Source organism: Paracoccus sp. (in: a-proteobacteria) (assembly GCF_047973135.1).
Taxonomy (GTDB): Bacteria; Pseudomonadota; Alphaproteobacteria; order Rhodobacterales; family Rhodobacteraceae; genus Paracoccus.
The window spans coordinates 52,262-66,298 of the sequence record NZ_JBKEBL010000069.1 but is presented as its reverse complement, the minus strand read 5'-3'; the positions used below and the strand labels follow the sequence as shown (position 1 = coordinate 66,298).

Genomic DNA, 14,037 nt, shown 5'->3' with positions numbered 1-14,037 from the left:
GCCGTGCCCTGCAACGCGTCCGAGGTGATGGTGCGGAAGAAATATCCGCCGGTCTTGCCCTCCTCGCCAAGCTGCGTCAGCGTCGGAGATGACGACGCGGGCGATACCTGCACCACCTTTGCCGGGGCCGTCACCGAGGTCAGGATCGGGATGCTGACCGACGAGATGATGCCGCCGATCACCACCGGAACCTTGCCGATATTCACAAGCTGGGTGGCCTGATCGACGGCGACATTGCCCTGACTCTGGCTGTCGCGCGTGTCGGTGACAATGTCGCAGCCCAGAACGCCGCCCGCCTGATTCAGGTCGCGAAAGGCCATGTCGGCGGCTTTGGCCCCGGCCTGACCATAGACGCCTGCGGGGCCGGTCAGCTCCATGACCATGCCCAGCTTGATCTCGCAGCCCGCGGCGGGGGCGGTCAGGGCGGCCAGCGCGGCCGAAACGAAGAATGCTGTTTTCATCGTGATAACTCCTGTCGGTAAAGCGCCCTTTGCGGGGCTGTTGGTCAAGGCTTTGGGTGCCTTACTTGTTGAGATTGTATTTCATGATCGCGCCATGCCGCCCGGTGCGGTCGCGTTCCAGCGTGTAGACATCGCCCGCCAGCGGCGCGGCATCGGCCAGCGCGGCATTGATGGCGGTCAGATCCGCAGGCGTCAGGGCGACGGAACCCACGCGCAGATTTGCCTCAAGATGCGAACGGTTGCGTGCGCCGACGATCACACCCGCCACCTGCGGGCGGGCCAGCACGGCGGCCGAGGCGATGGTGGCAATATCGCAATCATGCGCATCGGCGATCCCGCGCAGCGTGGACAGCAGCGACTGGAACAGATCCCAGCCGCCCAGATCCTGAATGATCAGGTGGTATTTCGTCAGCGAACGGTTCTCCATCTCGCCCTGCGGGTCGGGCTGGCCCAGCCAGCGATCTGACAGGAACCCGCCCGCGACCGTGCCATAACACAGGAAATGCATCCCGTGCCGTGCCGCCAGCGCCGTCATCCGATGTTCCGGTCGCCGGTCCAGCAGCGAATATTGCAACTGCATCGTCGCCAGCCCGATGCCGTGATCCAGCATCGCCCCGGCGCGGTCGCTGTCGAAATTCGTGCCGCCCAGCAAGGCGATGCGGCCCTCGGCCTGAAATTCCCTCAGCCAATGCGCCGCCTGCAACCAGTCGCCCTGCGCGTAATCCCACCAGTGGAACTGCACCAGATCCAGCCGTTCGACCCCCAGCCGCCTGCATGAACGGTCGATGGTTTCCTGCAACATGGACCGGGTCAGCCCGGCCAGCTTGTCCAGATCGGGCACGCATTTGGTGTGAACGCGGATGCGCGACAGGGCCTCTGCGCCGTCGCTGCGGGCATATTCGGCACGGAATGCGCCGATGATCTCTTCCACGCCGGTATAAATATCGGCGCAGTCAAAGGTGGTGATGCCCGCCTTGGCGGTGGCGATCAGATCGTCTATGGCACCGGCCTGATCAATGGCCCCATGCCCGCCTGCCAGTTGCCATCCGCCCCGGATAACGCGCGAGATGTCGTAGCCTTCGGCAAGGGCAAAGCGCTGCGGTTGTGGCATGTCAGTCATCTTTCGCAAGCGGCACGGCAGTGGTGTCGGAATGGTTGAAACGGCGTTTCCCGGTTCGGGTGATCCGCAGCCGGGTTGAACAGTTCGGGTCGGGGCAGGCGACCTCGGCATCGGTGCTCATCCAGTCGTTCGGGTGGGTCTGGCGTTGTTTCGCGGCCAGCAGCGGCAGGACCGAGGCCAGCGAATAGATCGAGAACCCCTGACCGGGCGGCAGATGCAGCATCTCGCCCCGCAATTCGAACCAGTCGCCGGGCTGCGCGCCGCAATAGATCGCGCCGCCCTCGGGCGCGATCACCTCGACCCGCAAGTCCCACAATTCGAAACTTTCATCAGCCATTCGGCACCTCGTTCAGTTCGGCCCGGATCAGGTCAAAGGACTGGGTGATGTCGGCATGCAGCGCCGCGATGGCGGCAACGGCATCGCCCGCCTCAAGCGCGCCGATCAGCGCCCAGTGATGGCGCATCGCCGTCAGCGACGGGTTCCGCCCGTAGATGATGGCAGAACTGCGCACATAGGGCCCGGATTGCATCCACAGGCTGCGCACGATGGGCAGCAGCACATCCGATGTCGCGGCGCGGTAGATGGTAAAGTGAAATTCGTGGTTCAAGACCGAGGTTTCGGTCGGCTGCGCCTCGCCCTGCCGCGCAAAGGCGGCTTCGCAGGCATGGGTCTGTTGCCTCAACAGCGCAAAGATGTCCGCGCCAAGATTGGGGATGGCGCGTCGCACCAGCTCTCCCTCGATCAGGCGGCGTGCGCGGGCCAGATCCTCAAGCCGGGGTGCGGTGATCAGCGGCACGCGGGTCGAACGGTTGGGCATCACTTCAAGCGCGCGTTCGGACACCAGCCGGGCCAGAGCCTCGCGCACGGGCATCACCGAAACCCCCAGCGTATTCGCAAGGGCCTGCATCCGCAGCACCTGTCCGGCGGCAAAAGCCCCGTGCATCAGCGATGTCGCCAGTTCCTCATAGACCCGCTGTTGCAACGAGGAACGGCCCACGCGGCCCAGTCCGGGCACAGTCGTCTGGGTTGTATCCGGGTCGCCCATCCGGCTTGCCCCCTTCGCCACAGGCCCATCACCCTTCTTTTTTGCTTGCGTCATGACATTCTGTCAATAATCTTTGATCAAAGATACAAATGCCCGCCAGGCCCACCCGACGGGGAGGTTGCGATGTCTGGAATGACCGAAACACCCGCGCTTGTCGCCCATGGCCTTTGCCGGAATTTTCAGGCGGTGAAGGCGGTCGAGGACATGTCGCTGGTTCTGAACCGCGGCGAACTGCTGGGCCTGATCGGGCCGAACGGGGCGGGCAAGACGACCATGTTCAACATGCTGGCCGGGTCGATGCGGCCAGATGCCGGGCGGATAAAGCTGGGCAGGCATGATGTCACCGCCGAAGGGGCCGAGCAGCGTCTGGCGCGCGGTCTGGGCCGCACCTTTCAGATTCCGCGCCCGTTTCCGCAGATGACAGTTCTGGAAAACGTGCTGTGCGGTGCGCGGCACCAGTCCGGAGAGCGGGTTCTGGGTGCCTTTTTCCGCCACGGCCAGTCCCGCAGGGACGAGGCGCGGGCCATCGTCAAGGCGCGGTATCTGATTGATTTCCTGCTGCTGTCGCATCTGATCGACCAGCCTGCCCGCGTGCTGTCGGGCGGGCAGCGCAAGTTGCTGGAACTGGCGCGTATCCTGATGGCCGATCCGCAGGTGATCTTGCTGGACGAACCCGCCGCCGGGGTGAACCCGTCGCTGCTGGAACAGATCATGGAACGGATCGCCATGCTGAACGACGAGGGGGTCTCGATCCTGCTGATCGAGCATAACATGGATATGGTTGCCCGGATGTGTTCGCGTGTCGTCGTGATGGCGTTGGGGCGCGAACTGGCGCAGGGCGCGCCCGACAGCGTGATCCGCGATCCGCAGGTCGTGCGCGCCTATCTGGGGGATGCGGCGTGACCGCGATGCTGCATATCCGCGATCTGAGCGCCGGGTATCAGCCGGATCTGCCGATCCTGAAGGGCGTGGATCTGACCGTCGGGCAGGGCGAATTCGTCGTGCTGCTGGGGCCGAACGGTGCGGGGAAATCCACGCTGGTCAAGACGGTGGCCGGGCTGGTTCCCGTGCATGGCGGCAGCGTCACCCTGCGCGGGGCGGATATTTCCGGCCTGCCCGCCCATCTGCGGCTGCGGCACGGGCTGGCCTTTGTGCCCCAGACCGAGAATATCTTTACCCGGATGACCATCCGCGAAAACCTGCAACTTGCCGCGCAGATCCTGCCCCGGTCGCGCCGGGCCGGACGGATCGCCGCGATGTTGGACCTGTTTCCCGATCTTGGCAATCGCCCCGATCTGCGTGCCGGGTCGCTGTCGGGCGGGCAGAGGCAGATGCTGGCGGTGGCGCGCGCGCTGATCGTGGACCCCGAATTGCTGATCCTCGACGAACCTTCCGCCGGGCTGTCCCCCTCGATGGTGGCCGAGGTTTTTGACAGGCTGCGCGCGATCAATGACAGCGGCATCACGATGCTGCTGGTCGAACAGAATGTCCGCGCCGGGCTGAAGATCGCCAGTCGCGGCGTGATTCTGGTCGAGGGCCGCGTCGCGCATGATGCCCCGTCACAGCGGCTGGCGGGCGATCCGGTCGTCGCCGATCTGTATCTGGGCGGCGCGCGGGCCGGGGTGGCGTCATGATCCTGCAACCGGTCATGGACGGGCTTGTCAATGGCGCGATCATCGGGCTGGGTGCGATCGGCGTCACGCTGGTCTATGCGATCCTGCGCTTTGCCAATTTCGCGCATGGCGAGATGCTAAGCTGGGGCGCATATCTGGCGCTGACGATCAGCGGCGCGCTTGTGGTGCTGTTGCCGGGCCTTGCCACGCCGGTCGGGCCGTTCTCGTTCGGCTGGTCGGTGCCGCTGGCCCTGCTGGGGGCGGTGCCGCTGACCGCAGGGCTGGCGCTGGCCGTTGACTGGCTGCTGTTCGGGCACCTGCGCCGGTCGGGCGCGGCGACGATCATTCTGGTCATGGCGTCCTTCGGTGCGGCGTTGGCGTTGCGCAACCTGCTGGAGTTCATCTTTACCTCCAGCCCTGCCTATTTCACCAATGCCTTGCAGATCTCGAAACAGATCCTGCCGGGGCTGCGCGCCACGCCTGATCAGATGCTGGTCGTCGCGCTGGCCGCCGTTCTGGTGGTACTGGTCCATCTGCTGCTGACCCGCACCGCCGCAGGCCGGTCCATGCGCGCGGTATCCGAGGATCCGCAACTGGCCGCGCTGGTCGGCATCGACACGCGCGCGGTGATCCGGCTGGTGTGGTGCCTTGGCGCGGGGCTGGCGGCCATTGGCGGGATCATGTCCGGCATCATCGTGCAGATCCGCCCGACCATGGGCCTTGACCTGCTGCTGCCGCTGTTCGCGGCGGCGATCCTTGGCGGCATCGGCTCGGTTCCCGGCGCGATGCTGGCCGGGCTGATCGTCGGGCTGGCCGAGGCGCTGACCGTGCAGTTCATCGGGGCCGAGTGGCGTGCCGCCGTGTCCTTTGTCATCCTTGTGGCGGTGTTGCTGCTGCGCCCGCAGGGCATCTTTGGAAAGGCCGGGGCATGATCGACCTGTTGTCTTACGGAGCGTTCTTTCTGACCATGGCGCTGACTTATGCGGTGATCTGCCTGGGGCTGAACCTGCAATGGGGGCAGGCCGGGCTGTTCAACGTGGGTATCGCGGGTTTCGTCGCGGTGGGGGCCTATGTCTCGGCGATCCTGACCACTCCGCCCATCGACGGGCGGCTTGGCGGCTTTGGCCTGCCGGTCCCGCTTGGCTGGCTGGGCGGAGGGCTGGGGGCCGGGCTGCTGTGTTTCCTGCTGGGCGCGCTGACGCTGCGGCTGCGGTCGGATTACCTGGCGATTGCGACCTTTGGCGCGGCGGTGGTGATCCAGCTTGCGCTGCTGAATGTCGAGGGGCTGACCGGCGGCCCTTTTGGCGTCAGCTTTATCCCCCGTCCGTTCGGGGCACTGGCCGGGAACGCCAACCTGTTTGCCGCCGCCAATCTGACGGTGATGATCGCCGTGGTTCTGCTGTGCTATCTGGTGCTGGAACGTCTGGTCCGCTCGCCCTGGGGGCGGGTGCTGAGGGCGCTGCGCGAGGATGAAGAGGCTGCCCGCGCCCTGGGCAAAAACCCCGTGACCTATCGCCTTCAGGCCTTTGCCATAGGCGGTTTTGTCATGGGGCTGGGCGGCGCGGCGCAGGGCCATTTCATCGGCTTCATCGCGCCCGACAATTACCTGCCGACCCTGACCTTTCAGGTCTGGACGATGCTGATCGTCGGAGGTTCGGGTAATATGCGCGGCGCGATTCTGGGCGCGGTGCTGGTCTGGGCGATCTGGGCGGTGTCGGGCAGCCTTGTCTCGTCGGTTTTTTCCGCTGGTCAGCAGGCCCGCGCGGCATCGCTGCAAATCGTCATGATCGGCGTCGCGCTGTGCGCTGTGCTGCTGTTGCGGCCGCGCGGCATTCTGGGCGAGGCCGACACGCTGCGCCGCGCCAGAGCCTCCATGAAAGGACATGTGACCAATGCCTGAGACCCCCCCAAGGATCCGGCTTGCGCCGGGGCTGGACATCCCGCGCCTGATATGCGGGCTGTGGCAGGTGGCCGATCTGGAAAAGGACGGGACGGCGCTGGATCCGGTGGATGCCGCCGACCGCCTTGCCGCCTATGCGGATGCCGGGTTCGATGGCTTCGACATGGCCGATCACTATGGCTCGGCCGAGATCATCACCGGCGAATTGCTGTCCCGTCCTGACCGCGGACATGTCCGCGCCTTCACCAAATGGTGCCCCGAGCCCGGCCCGATGACGCCCGATATTGTCCGCGCGGGGGTGCAGGACCGGCTGGACCGGCTGCGGGTGGACCGCGTGGACCTGCTGCAATTCCACTGGTGGAGCTTTGATGACCCGCGCTGGCTGGATGCGCTGCACGAAATGGAAAAGCTGCGCGGGCAGGGGCTGATCGGTGCCATTGGGCTGACCAATTTCGACGCCGCCCATCTGGATCTGGCGCTGGCCGAGGGGATAGGCATCGTGTCGAATCAGGTCAGCTTTTCGCTGGTCGATCGCCGCGCCGCCGGGGCGCTGACGGCGTTGTGCATGGCGACCGGGGTGCGGCTGCTGGCCTATGGCACGCTTTGCGGTGGGTTCCTGTCCGAACGCTGGCTGAACAGGCCCGAGCCGACCGGCATCCCCGACTGGAGCCGCCTGAAATACAAGCGGTTCATCGACGCGGCGGGGGGCTGGCGGGTGTTTCAGGAATTGCTGGCCGCCGCCCATGGCATTGCGCGGAAACATGGCGTGTCGCTGTCCAATGTCGCAAGCCGATGGGTGCTGGACACGCCCTCGGTCGCCGCCACGATCATCGGCGCGCGCATCACCGAGGCCGAACACCGCGCCGACAACCTGAACGTCTTTTCCTTCGCGCTGGATGATGCTGACCGCGCCGCGCTGGATGCTGTTTTCGCGCGGATGACCCCGGTTCCGGGCGATTGCGGCGATGAATATCGCAAACCGCCTTTCCTGACCGCGTCGGGCGACCTGTCGCATCACCTGTCGGCGATCAGGCCGCAGCACGATGCCATCCCCGATGCCGCGCTGCCGGATCGCGCGCGGGTCTTTTCCGGTTCGAAATGGGAACCGGTGGCGGGTTATTGCCGCGCCGTCCGGGTCGGCAAGCGGATCCTTGTCTCGGGAACCACGGCGACCCATGGCGCTGACCATGCCGTTGCACCGGACAATGCCGGGGCGCAGGCGACGTTCATTCTGGACAAGATCGCGGCGGCGCTGCGGGCCCATGGCGCAGGCCCCGAACATGTCGTCCGCACCCGCATCTACCTGACCGATGTCAGCGATTGCGAGGCCGTGTCGCGCGCGCATGGCCGGGTGTTCGGGGCGACCTGCCCGGCGAACACGCTGGTTCAGGTCGCGGCGCTGATCGGCCCCTATCGCGTCGAGATCGAGGCCGAGGCCGTGCTGCCATAGCCGCCGCGCGGCCCGAGGCGGTCAGGGTACGATGTTCAGAACCCGCCTGTCGCCGCGCAAGCCCCAGTCGCGCGGATCGAGGCATCGGCCTTCGGCCTTGACCACGCCATCGGGGTGGAACACCACCTCGCCATAATCGGCGTCATCCACCCGGATCGTGCCATCCACATCAAGAACCGCATCCAGCCTGTGCCGCGCCGCAAAGCCGGGCAGATCGTCGGCATGGCCCAGCCGCAGCAGCCACAGCCCGTCACGGCCCGCAAGCCGGATCTCGTGATCCGCCGAGCCGCCCTGCCGGATCAGCCCCAGCCCGCCCGAGGCCGACAGAACCAACGCGCCATTGCCCGACAGCGCGGCGGCACGGTGGCCGCTGACCTGCCATTCGTCGAAAACCGGCGTTGGAAACCACGCATGGGTGAAATCGGGTTGGGCCGGGTCTCCGTCGAATTTGACCAGCGCCAGATCGCGATATTGCTGCACGCGCGGGATACTGGCCGAGCCGCCCCAGAACGAGGGTCGGCCAAAGCCCGACTGGATCAGCTCGCCGGGGTGATTGATGAACACCTGCGCCAGCGGATCGCGCCCGATCCGGGCCTGTATCAGCGTTTCCTGATAGCCCCATTCGCCCCAGCGATACAGCGCCGCCGAGCCCATGGCCGTCTCGGCGGTCTTGTAATGGTACAGCCGCGCAAAGCCGCCCTGCCCCTGCCAGAACATCCATTCCTGCGCCGTCGCAGGGTCGTTCCAGCAGGCGATGTCCGCCAGGTCGGGTAAATCCAGCCGGTGATCGCGCAGGCACAGCGCCAGTTGCGTCAGGCAGTTCACATGTGTCCCGAAACTGCCGGTGCCCCACAGCAGCCGCGCCATCCCGGTCAGTTCCTGCGTGTCGGCGGCGCAAAGCGAATGCTCATAGCTGCGGCCCTGCGCGCCGGTGATCACACCGTGATGGGCGGAATTGGCGATCACCGTGATCAGCCGCGCGATGGCCTTGCCCGCCCGGTTGCGGATGTCGTCATCGGGGGCCAGCGCGAACAGCGCCAGTAAGCCCTTGAGGTCAATCGGGAAATATGTGGCCGAGTTGAATTCGGCCATCTCGGCGGCCTCGAAGTGATCGAACCAGCCCATCAGCCGGTCATGGCCGGTCCGCGACTGGTCCCTCCCCGTGCGCCCCGAGCGGCGGAACCGCGCATCCGGCAGAAGATGACCGGCCAGATAGGCCGAACTGTGAAACAGCAGCGCATGGTTTTCCGAGAAATACCACTGCACGTCATTGCCCGGCTCGTCCATCCAGTAGCGGAAATTCAGGATCGCCGCGTCGATCCGCGCGACCAGAGGCGCGGGCAGGCGGTCGGCATGGGCCATTCGGATCCACAGCAGCGGCACCAGCGCGAAATCGGCGCAGTCAAAGCAATCCTCGATCCCCGACAATGCGTGCAGGATGATCGCCTGCGCCCGCGCCAGCCCCGCCTCGTCACCAATTGCGGCGCAGGCCAGCGCTGTCTCGGTGTCTGCTTCCGCGTGCCGGGCGATCCATGTCAGGGTCTCGGCGATGCGGTCGGGCAAGGCCGAGGGTGCCGGACCGATCTTGTCGCGCCAGCTTGCTTCGGCCCCCAGACGTGCCTCGACGGTCAGATCGCCGCCGGTGAAGGCAAAGTCGAAATAGCGGTAATCTGCGGGCAGATCGTCTGAATGCGCGATCCGCAGCCGGTCCTGCCCCTTCGCGATCAGGAACGGCAACTCCACATGGCCGTGAGACATGAAATGCCCCGCGATCCGCACCACGCCAGAGACGTCGCAGGGAAACGGGACCGGCAGGATCAGCGCAATCTCGTGGTTGTCATAGCTTTTGGCGTCAAGATGCAGCGCCGCGACCGTATCGCGAAACCGGTCGGTCAGGCTGGCATCGCCCGGAAAGCTGTGCCCGGCGCGCGCCTCTGGTCCTGACAGCCAGATCAGCGCCAGCCGGATCGCCGCGTCGCGTTCGCACAGATCCTCGAACCAGATCGCGATCTCGTTCGGGCCGGCGCGCAGATCGGCGTCAAACTCGGCCCAGTCCATCGCATTGCGTGTGGCGGGTGAAAGCCAGCCCGCAACCTGCCCGTTCACATGCGCCATGGCCGCCCCGCAAATTCCCAGCCGCAGCCGTGCCCGCCCCGCCGTCTTGGCGTGGATTACCGTGCGCGCCCAACCGTTCACCCGCGTCGGGCGGAACCAGAAGCCGGACAGATCCAGAAACGGTGCGCCGGTCGGCAGGACATTCCGCGCCCCGGCCCAGTCGGGGGGCGGCGGGTGCGGTGGCCGGATGCCCCGCACCCTGGCGATATAGTCGGTACGGCAGGGATAGGTATGGGGGATCCAGTTCCTGTCCTTTGTCAGGAAAAAGGTCGAATCCATCTGGCCCTGCATGGGCGCGTCGGCCACGTCAAAGCGCGCCCCGGTCAGCGCCGTGACCTGCCACCAGTCAAGGGCATCGCCCGTATTCAGGTTCATCAGCGCAGCTCCGCGATGGCGACGGGGGCGACGTCGTTATAGGCCTGATTTTCGCCGGTCATCCCCCAGACAAAGGCATAGGGGCCGGTGCCCGCGCCCATATGGATAGACCACGCGGGCGACAGAACCACATCGCCATCGGCCACGACCAGATGGCGGGTATTCTCGGGGCGGCCCATGAAGTGCATCACCCGGTCGCCCTGATCCAGATCGAAATAGCAATAGGCCTCCATCCTGCGTTCGTGCAGATGCGGCGGCATGGTGTTCCAGACCGAACCGGCAGCCGGATCGGTAATGCCCATCAGCAGCAGGCAAGAGGGCGCGACCTCGGGGTGAATATACATCGCCAATGAACGCCTGTTCGAACGCGCGGCCTCGCCCAGATCCAGTATCCTGGCCTCGGCGCGGGTGATCAGCCGGTGCGGAATATCCGCCCCTGCCGGGACCGAGTTCATATAGAATCGCGCCGGCGCATCGGCCCGGTCGCTACCCAGAACCACCCGCCGCGCGCCGCGCCCGATATACAGCACATCACGGCTGGCCAGCGCGAAACGCTGGCCGTCAAGCTCGATCCAGCCCGCCGCGCCCAGATTGGCGACGCCCATTTCGCGCGCATCAAGGAAAAACGGTGTGCCGACCCCGGCACCGTCGCCAAATTCAAGCGGCTGACCGGCAGGCACCGCGCCGCCGACGATCATCCGGTCGAAATGCGTATAGGCAAAGCGGATCTGACCGCGCTGAAGCAGCCCCTCGACCATGAAATTTGCGCGCAGATCGGCGGTGATCATCCGGTCTATCTGATCGGGTCCGACCCCGTAACGTTGCTGCATCGGCATGATTTCTCCTCTGTCGTGGCAAAGCTGATCATGAAAACCGATCACATCAGGAAATCACTTGTGCAATATGTAATTAAATTTCATAACTGACCGCAAAACCGGAGAAGCGCATGGCACAAAACGGACGCACGCGGATCAGCGATATTGCCTCGCGGCTGGGGGTGTCCACGGCCACGGTGTCGCGCGCGCTCAGCGGCAAGAGCTATGTCCGCGACGGGCTGGCCTCGCAGATCCGCGCCGCTGCGGTCGAAATGAACTATGCCCTGCCGGGGGGCGTCACCGGGCAGCGGGTGCTGCTGGTGTCGTCACAAGAGGCGATGATCGACTTTCAGCGCAGCCAGTTCACCATGCATGTGCTGGCCGGGGTGCAGGAACGCGCCGATGCGCAGGATATCCGCGTCGAAGCCTTCACCTATCGCAACAGCGCCGACCTTCTGGCCCTGCACGAGGCGGCGGCTGCGCCGGATGTGATCGGCGTGCTGCTGGTGACGGTGGATGATGCGGTGCTGCGGGCGGCATGCGATCTGCCTTGCCCGGCGGTGATCGTGAATGGCGACGACCCGCAGATGCAGCTTAGTTCCGTGACGCCTTGCAACCGCTCGGCTGCGGCGCTGGCGACGCGGCATCTGATGGGGTTGGGACATCGGCGCATTGCCTTTCTGAACCGCCCCGGCAGGCGCACCATCCTGCGCCGGTTCGAGGGCTGGAGGGACGCGCTGGCCGATGCCTTTGATCCCGCGCTGGCCATCGAAGTGGATGACTGGACCGCCGAGGCCGCGCAGCGCAGTGTGACCGGGGCGCTGCAAGGCAGGCTGGATTTCACTGCCATTGTCGCGGCGGGCGACATTCTGGCCGCCGGAGCCATTGCAGCGCTGCAATGTTGCGGCAGGCACGTGCCGGGCGACGTCTCGGTTCTGGGGATCGACGGTCTGCCTCAGGGGCAATACCTGTCGCCCGCGCTTAGCACGATCAGCATTCCCATGCATGCCGTGGGTGCGCTGTCGCTGGAACTGCTGTGCGAGACATTGCGCCTGCGCCGGGCCGGGGTGCCGCTGCCCGCGCGGCGGATCGAACTGGCCTGCGAATTGATCCAGCGCGCCAGTTGCGGCACCGCATGCGACCCGGCTCCCTTACATCAGGCCGAACAACCGGGGCAGGCCGGTTGACAGGAAGGGCACGTAAGTGACCAGCATCAGCGCGGCGACCAGCGCCGCCAGAAAGGGCAGCAGCGGTTTTGCCACCTGCTCGATGCGCAGATCGGCCACCGCGCAGCCCACGAACAGCACACTGCCCACCGGCGGCGTCATTGATCCCACCCCCAGATTAAAGATCATCATGATGCCCAGTTGCACCGGATCCATGCCGACCTCGCGCGCGATGGGCAGGAAGATCGGCGTAAAGATCAGCACTGCCGGGGTCAGGTCCATGAAGAACCCGATCACCAGCAGACAGATATTCATGATCAGCAACACCACGAAAGGGTTGTCAAAGCCAAGGATCGCCTCGGCGATCACGTCGGGAATCGCGGCGATGGTCATTACATAGGACATGATTCCCGATGTTGCTATCAGGAACAGGATTGCGCAGGTCATCACCGCCGAAGAACACAGCACCTCGAAATATTCTCGCCAGGTGGCCAGCCGATAGATCAGCGACAGCACAAAGCTGTACAGAACGGCGACAGCCGCGCCTTCGGTCGCGGTAAAGGCACCGATAACGATACCGCCGATCACCACGATCACCATCATCAGCGCGGGCAATGCCGCGATCACGATGCGCAGCGCCTCGGCGCGGTCTGGTCGCCCCTCGCTGTGATAACCGCGTCTGTGCGCGATCAGGCCTGCCACCAGCATCACCGCCAGCCCCATCAGGATGCCGGGAAGATAGCCGCCGACGAACAGCGCCGAAATCGACGTTCCCCCGGCGACCAGCGAAAACAGGATCAGCGGCCCGCTTGGCGGGATCAGAATCCCGGTCGGGGCCGAGGCGATATTGACCGCTGCGGAAAAGGCCGGGTCATAGTTTTCCTTTTTCTGCAACGGCCCCATCGTGCCGCCCACCGCCGCCGCCGCTGCGATGGCGGAACCCGAGATGGAACCGAACAGCATGTTGGCAATGATATTCGTATGCGCCAGCGCCCCTGGCAGCCGCCCCCCCAGCAGCTTGGCCAGATTGATCAGCCGGATCGCAATCCCGCCCTTGTTCATGATGTTTCCGGCAAGGATGAAAAAGGGGATGGCCAGCAGGGTAAAGCTGTCGATCCCGGCAAACATCTTTTGCGCGGCGACGAAATAGATGACATCGGGCGGCATATAGGCCAGCCCCACGATGATCGACGACACGCCGATCGCCACGGAAATCGGCGTTCCCAGCGTCAGCAGCCCAAAAAACACCGCAAACAGCACCAGCGCGGCAAAGGCCGGTTCCATCATCAGATCCAGAAAGGTGGCCATCTACTGCGTCTCCTGCGGGTCGGCGGGGGTTTCCCGGTGGCCGGTGATCTGGCCAAGAACCTCGATCCCGACCAGAAAGACGATCAGCACAGCCGACAGGGGCAGCACCAGATAGATCAGGCCGATAGGCAGTTGCATGATCGGCGAAAGCTGCGCCATGGCCGAGCCGCTGGCCTTGAGGCCGCCCAGAAACATCGTGATCACCGCAAAGGCGATGGTTACAAACCCGTTGAAAACCATCAGGATTTTCCGCCCCCGTGGTCCGGCGCGATGGGGCACCAGCTCAAGCGCAAGGTGCTTGCGCGTGCCAAAGCAATAGGCGGTGCCCAGCAGTGCCATCCAGATCATCGTAAAGCGCAGCGTTTCCTCGGTGAACAGCGCCGGGGTGGCCAGTACATAGCGTGTAAACACCTGCCACAGCATCAGTGCGACCATGACCGCAAGGGTCACGCCCATCAGCACAAGCAGGGTCCGCTCGACCACGGATTTGATGCGGAACAGCACGATGATCCCTCCATGATCACGGGTATGTCGAAGATTGGCCCGTCTCTCCTGCCGGGTCAGATGGCGAAATCATGCATATGTGAAAATTTTGGACAATATGTAAGATTTTTCCATATCTGGCCAAGCCTGATCGGTGACGCTGTGGGCAATCGGCGCCATTGGCC

General features: G+C 65.0%; 14 protein-coding genes. 6 read left to right on the top strand and 8 right to left on the bottom strand.

The window, feature by feature from the left end; all coding sequences use genetic code 11:
* The 4 genes from ACK5L9_RS06260 to ACK5L9_RS06245 form a co-directional block, all read right to left on the bottom strand.
* On the bottom strand, positions 1–461 hold a 461-nt coding region (locus tag ACK5L9_RS06260; RefSeq protein WP_416910604.1), incomplete at its 3' end, for an ABC transporter substrate-binding protein.
* A gap of 61 nt (positions 462–522) precedes the next feature.
* Positions 523–1,572, bottom strand: a complete 1,050-nt coding sequence (locus ACK5L9_RS06255) for an aldo/keto reductase (protein ID WP_416910603.1) — start codon at positions 1,570–1,572, stop codon at positions 523–525.
* A 1-nt stretch (position 1,573) separates the two neighbouring features.
* Positions 1,574–1,918, bottom strand: a complete 345-nt coding sequence (locus ACK5L9_RS06250) for a TIGR04076 family protein (protein ID WP_416910602.1) — start codon at positions 1,916–1,918, stop codon at positions 1,574–1,576.
* On the bottom strand, positions 1,911–2,627 hold the full coding sequence (locus ACK5L9_RS06245) for a GntR family transcriptional regulator (RefSeq protein ID WP_416910601.1): 717 nt from the start codon (positions 2,625–2,627) through the stop codon (positions 1,911–1,913). Before ACK5L9_RS06245 ends, ACK5L9_RS06250 begins: the two co-directional genes overlap by 8 nt.
* Before the next feature lie 123 nt (positions 2,628–2,750).
* On the opposite strand from ACK5L9_RS06245, the gene ACK5L9_RS06240 reads away from it, so the two are divergent.
* From ACK5L9_RS06240 to ACK5L9_RS06220, 5 genes are read left to right on the top strand one after another with little or no spacing between them, the layout of a single operon-like run.
* Entirely contained in the window at positions 2,751–3,530 is a 780-nt protein-coding gene (locus ACK5L9_RS06240) for an ABC transporter ATP-binding protein (protein ID WP_416910600.1), read from the top strand.
* A 5-nt stretch (positions 3,531–3,535) separates the two neighbouring features.
* A complete protein-coding gene (locus ACK5L9_RS06235) occupies positions 3,536–4,261 on the top strand; it encodes an ABC transporter ATP-binding protein (protein ID WP_416910607.1) in 726 nt (241 codons plus the stop codon).
* Entirely contained in the window at positions 4,258–5,172 is a 915-nt protein-coding gene (locus tag ACK5L9_RS06230) for a branched-chain amino acid ABC transporter permease (RefSeq protein ID WP_416910599.1), read from the top strand. The genes ACK5L9_RS06235 and ACK5L9_RS06230 overlap by 4 nt, the downstream gene beginning before the upstream one ends.
* Positions 5,169–6,140, top strand: coding sequence for a branched-chain amino acid ABC transporter permease (locus ACK5L9_RS06225; protein ID WP_416910598.1), 972 nt, complete (start codon positions 5,169–5,171; stop codon positions 6,138–6,140). Before ACK5L9_RS06230 ends, ACK5L9_RS06225 begins: the two co-directional genes overlap by 4 nt.
* Positions 6,133–7,590, top strand: a complete 1,458-nt coding sequence (locus ACK5L9_RS06220; protein WP_416910597.1) for an aldo/keto reductase — start codon at positions 6,133–6,135, stop codon at positions 7,588–7,590. The genes ACK5L9_RS06225 and ACK5L9_RS06220 overlap by 8 nt, the downstream gene beginning before the upstream one ends.
* A gap of 21 nt (positions 7,591–7,611) precedes the next feature.
* On the opposite strand, the gene ACK5L9_RS06215 is transcribed toward ACK5L9_RS06220, so the two are convergent.
* Entirely contained in the window at positions 7,612–10,080 is a 2,469-nt protein-coding gene (locus ACK5L9_RS06215; protein ID WP_416910596.1) for a hypothetical protein, read from the bottom strand.
* Complete coding sequence (kduI, locus tag ACK5L9_RS06210) at positions 10,080–10,916, bottom strand: 5-dehydro-4-deoxy-D-glucuronate isomerase (RefSeq protein WP_416910595.1); 837 nt, start codon at positions 10,914–10,916, stop codon at positions 10,080–10,082. The genes ACK5L9_RS06215 and kduI overlap by 1 nt, the downstream gene beginning before the upstream one ends.
* Before the next feature lie 110 nt (positions 10,917–11,026).
* Here kduI and ACK5L9_RS06205 point away from each other — a divergent pair, with 110 nt between their 5' ends.
* The gene (locus tag ACK5L9_RS06205; RefSeq protein ID WP_416910594.1) at positions 11,027–12,082 is read left to right on the top strand and encodes a LacI family DNA-binding transcriptional regulator; all 1,056 of its coding nucleotides are present in this window, start codon (positions 11,027–11,029) and stop codon (positions 12,080–12,082) included.
* On the opposite strand, the gene ACK5L9_RS06200 is transcribed toward ACK5L9_RS06205, so the two are convergent.
* Both ACK5L9_RS06200 and ACK5L9_RS06195 read right to left on the bottom strand, forming a co-directional pair.
* On the bottom strand, positions 12,047–13,369 hold the full coding sequence (locus ACK5L9_RS06200) for a TRAP transporter large permease (protein ID WP_416910593.1): 1,323 nt from the start codon (positions 13,367–13,369) through the stop codon (positions 12,047–12,049). The two genes, ACK5L9_RS06205 and ACK5L9_RS06200, sit on opposite strands and share 36 nt — an antisense overlap.
* A complete protein-coding gene (locus tag ACK5L9_RS06195) occupies positions 13,370–13,873 on the bottom strand; it encodes a TRAP transporter small permease (protein WP_416910592.1) in 504 nt (167 codons plus the stop codon).
* Positions 13,874–14,037 lie beyond the last annotated feature (164 nt).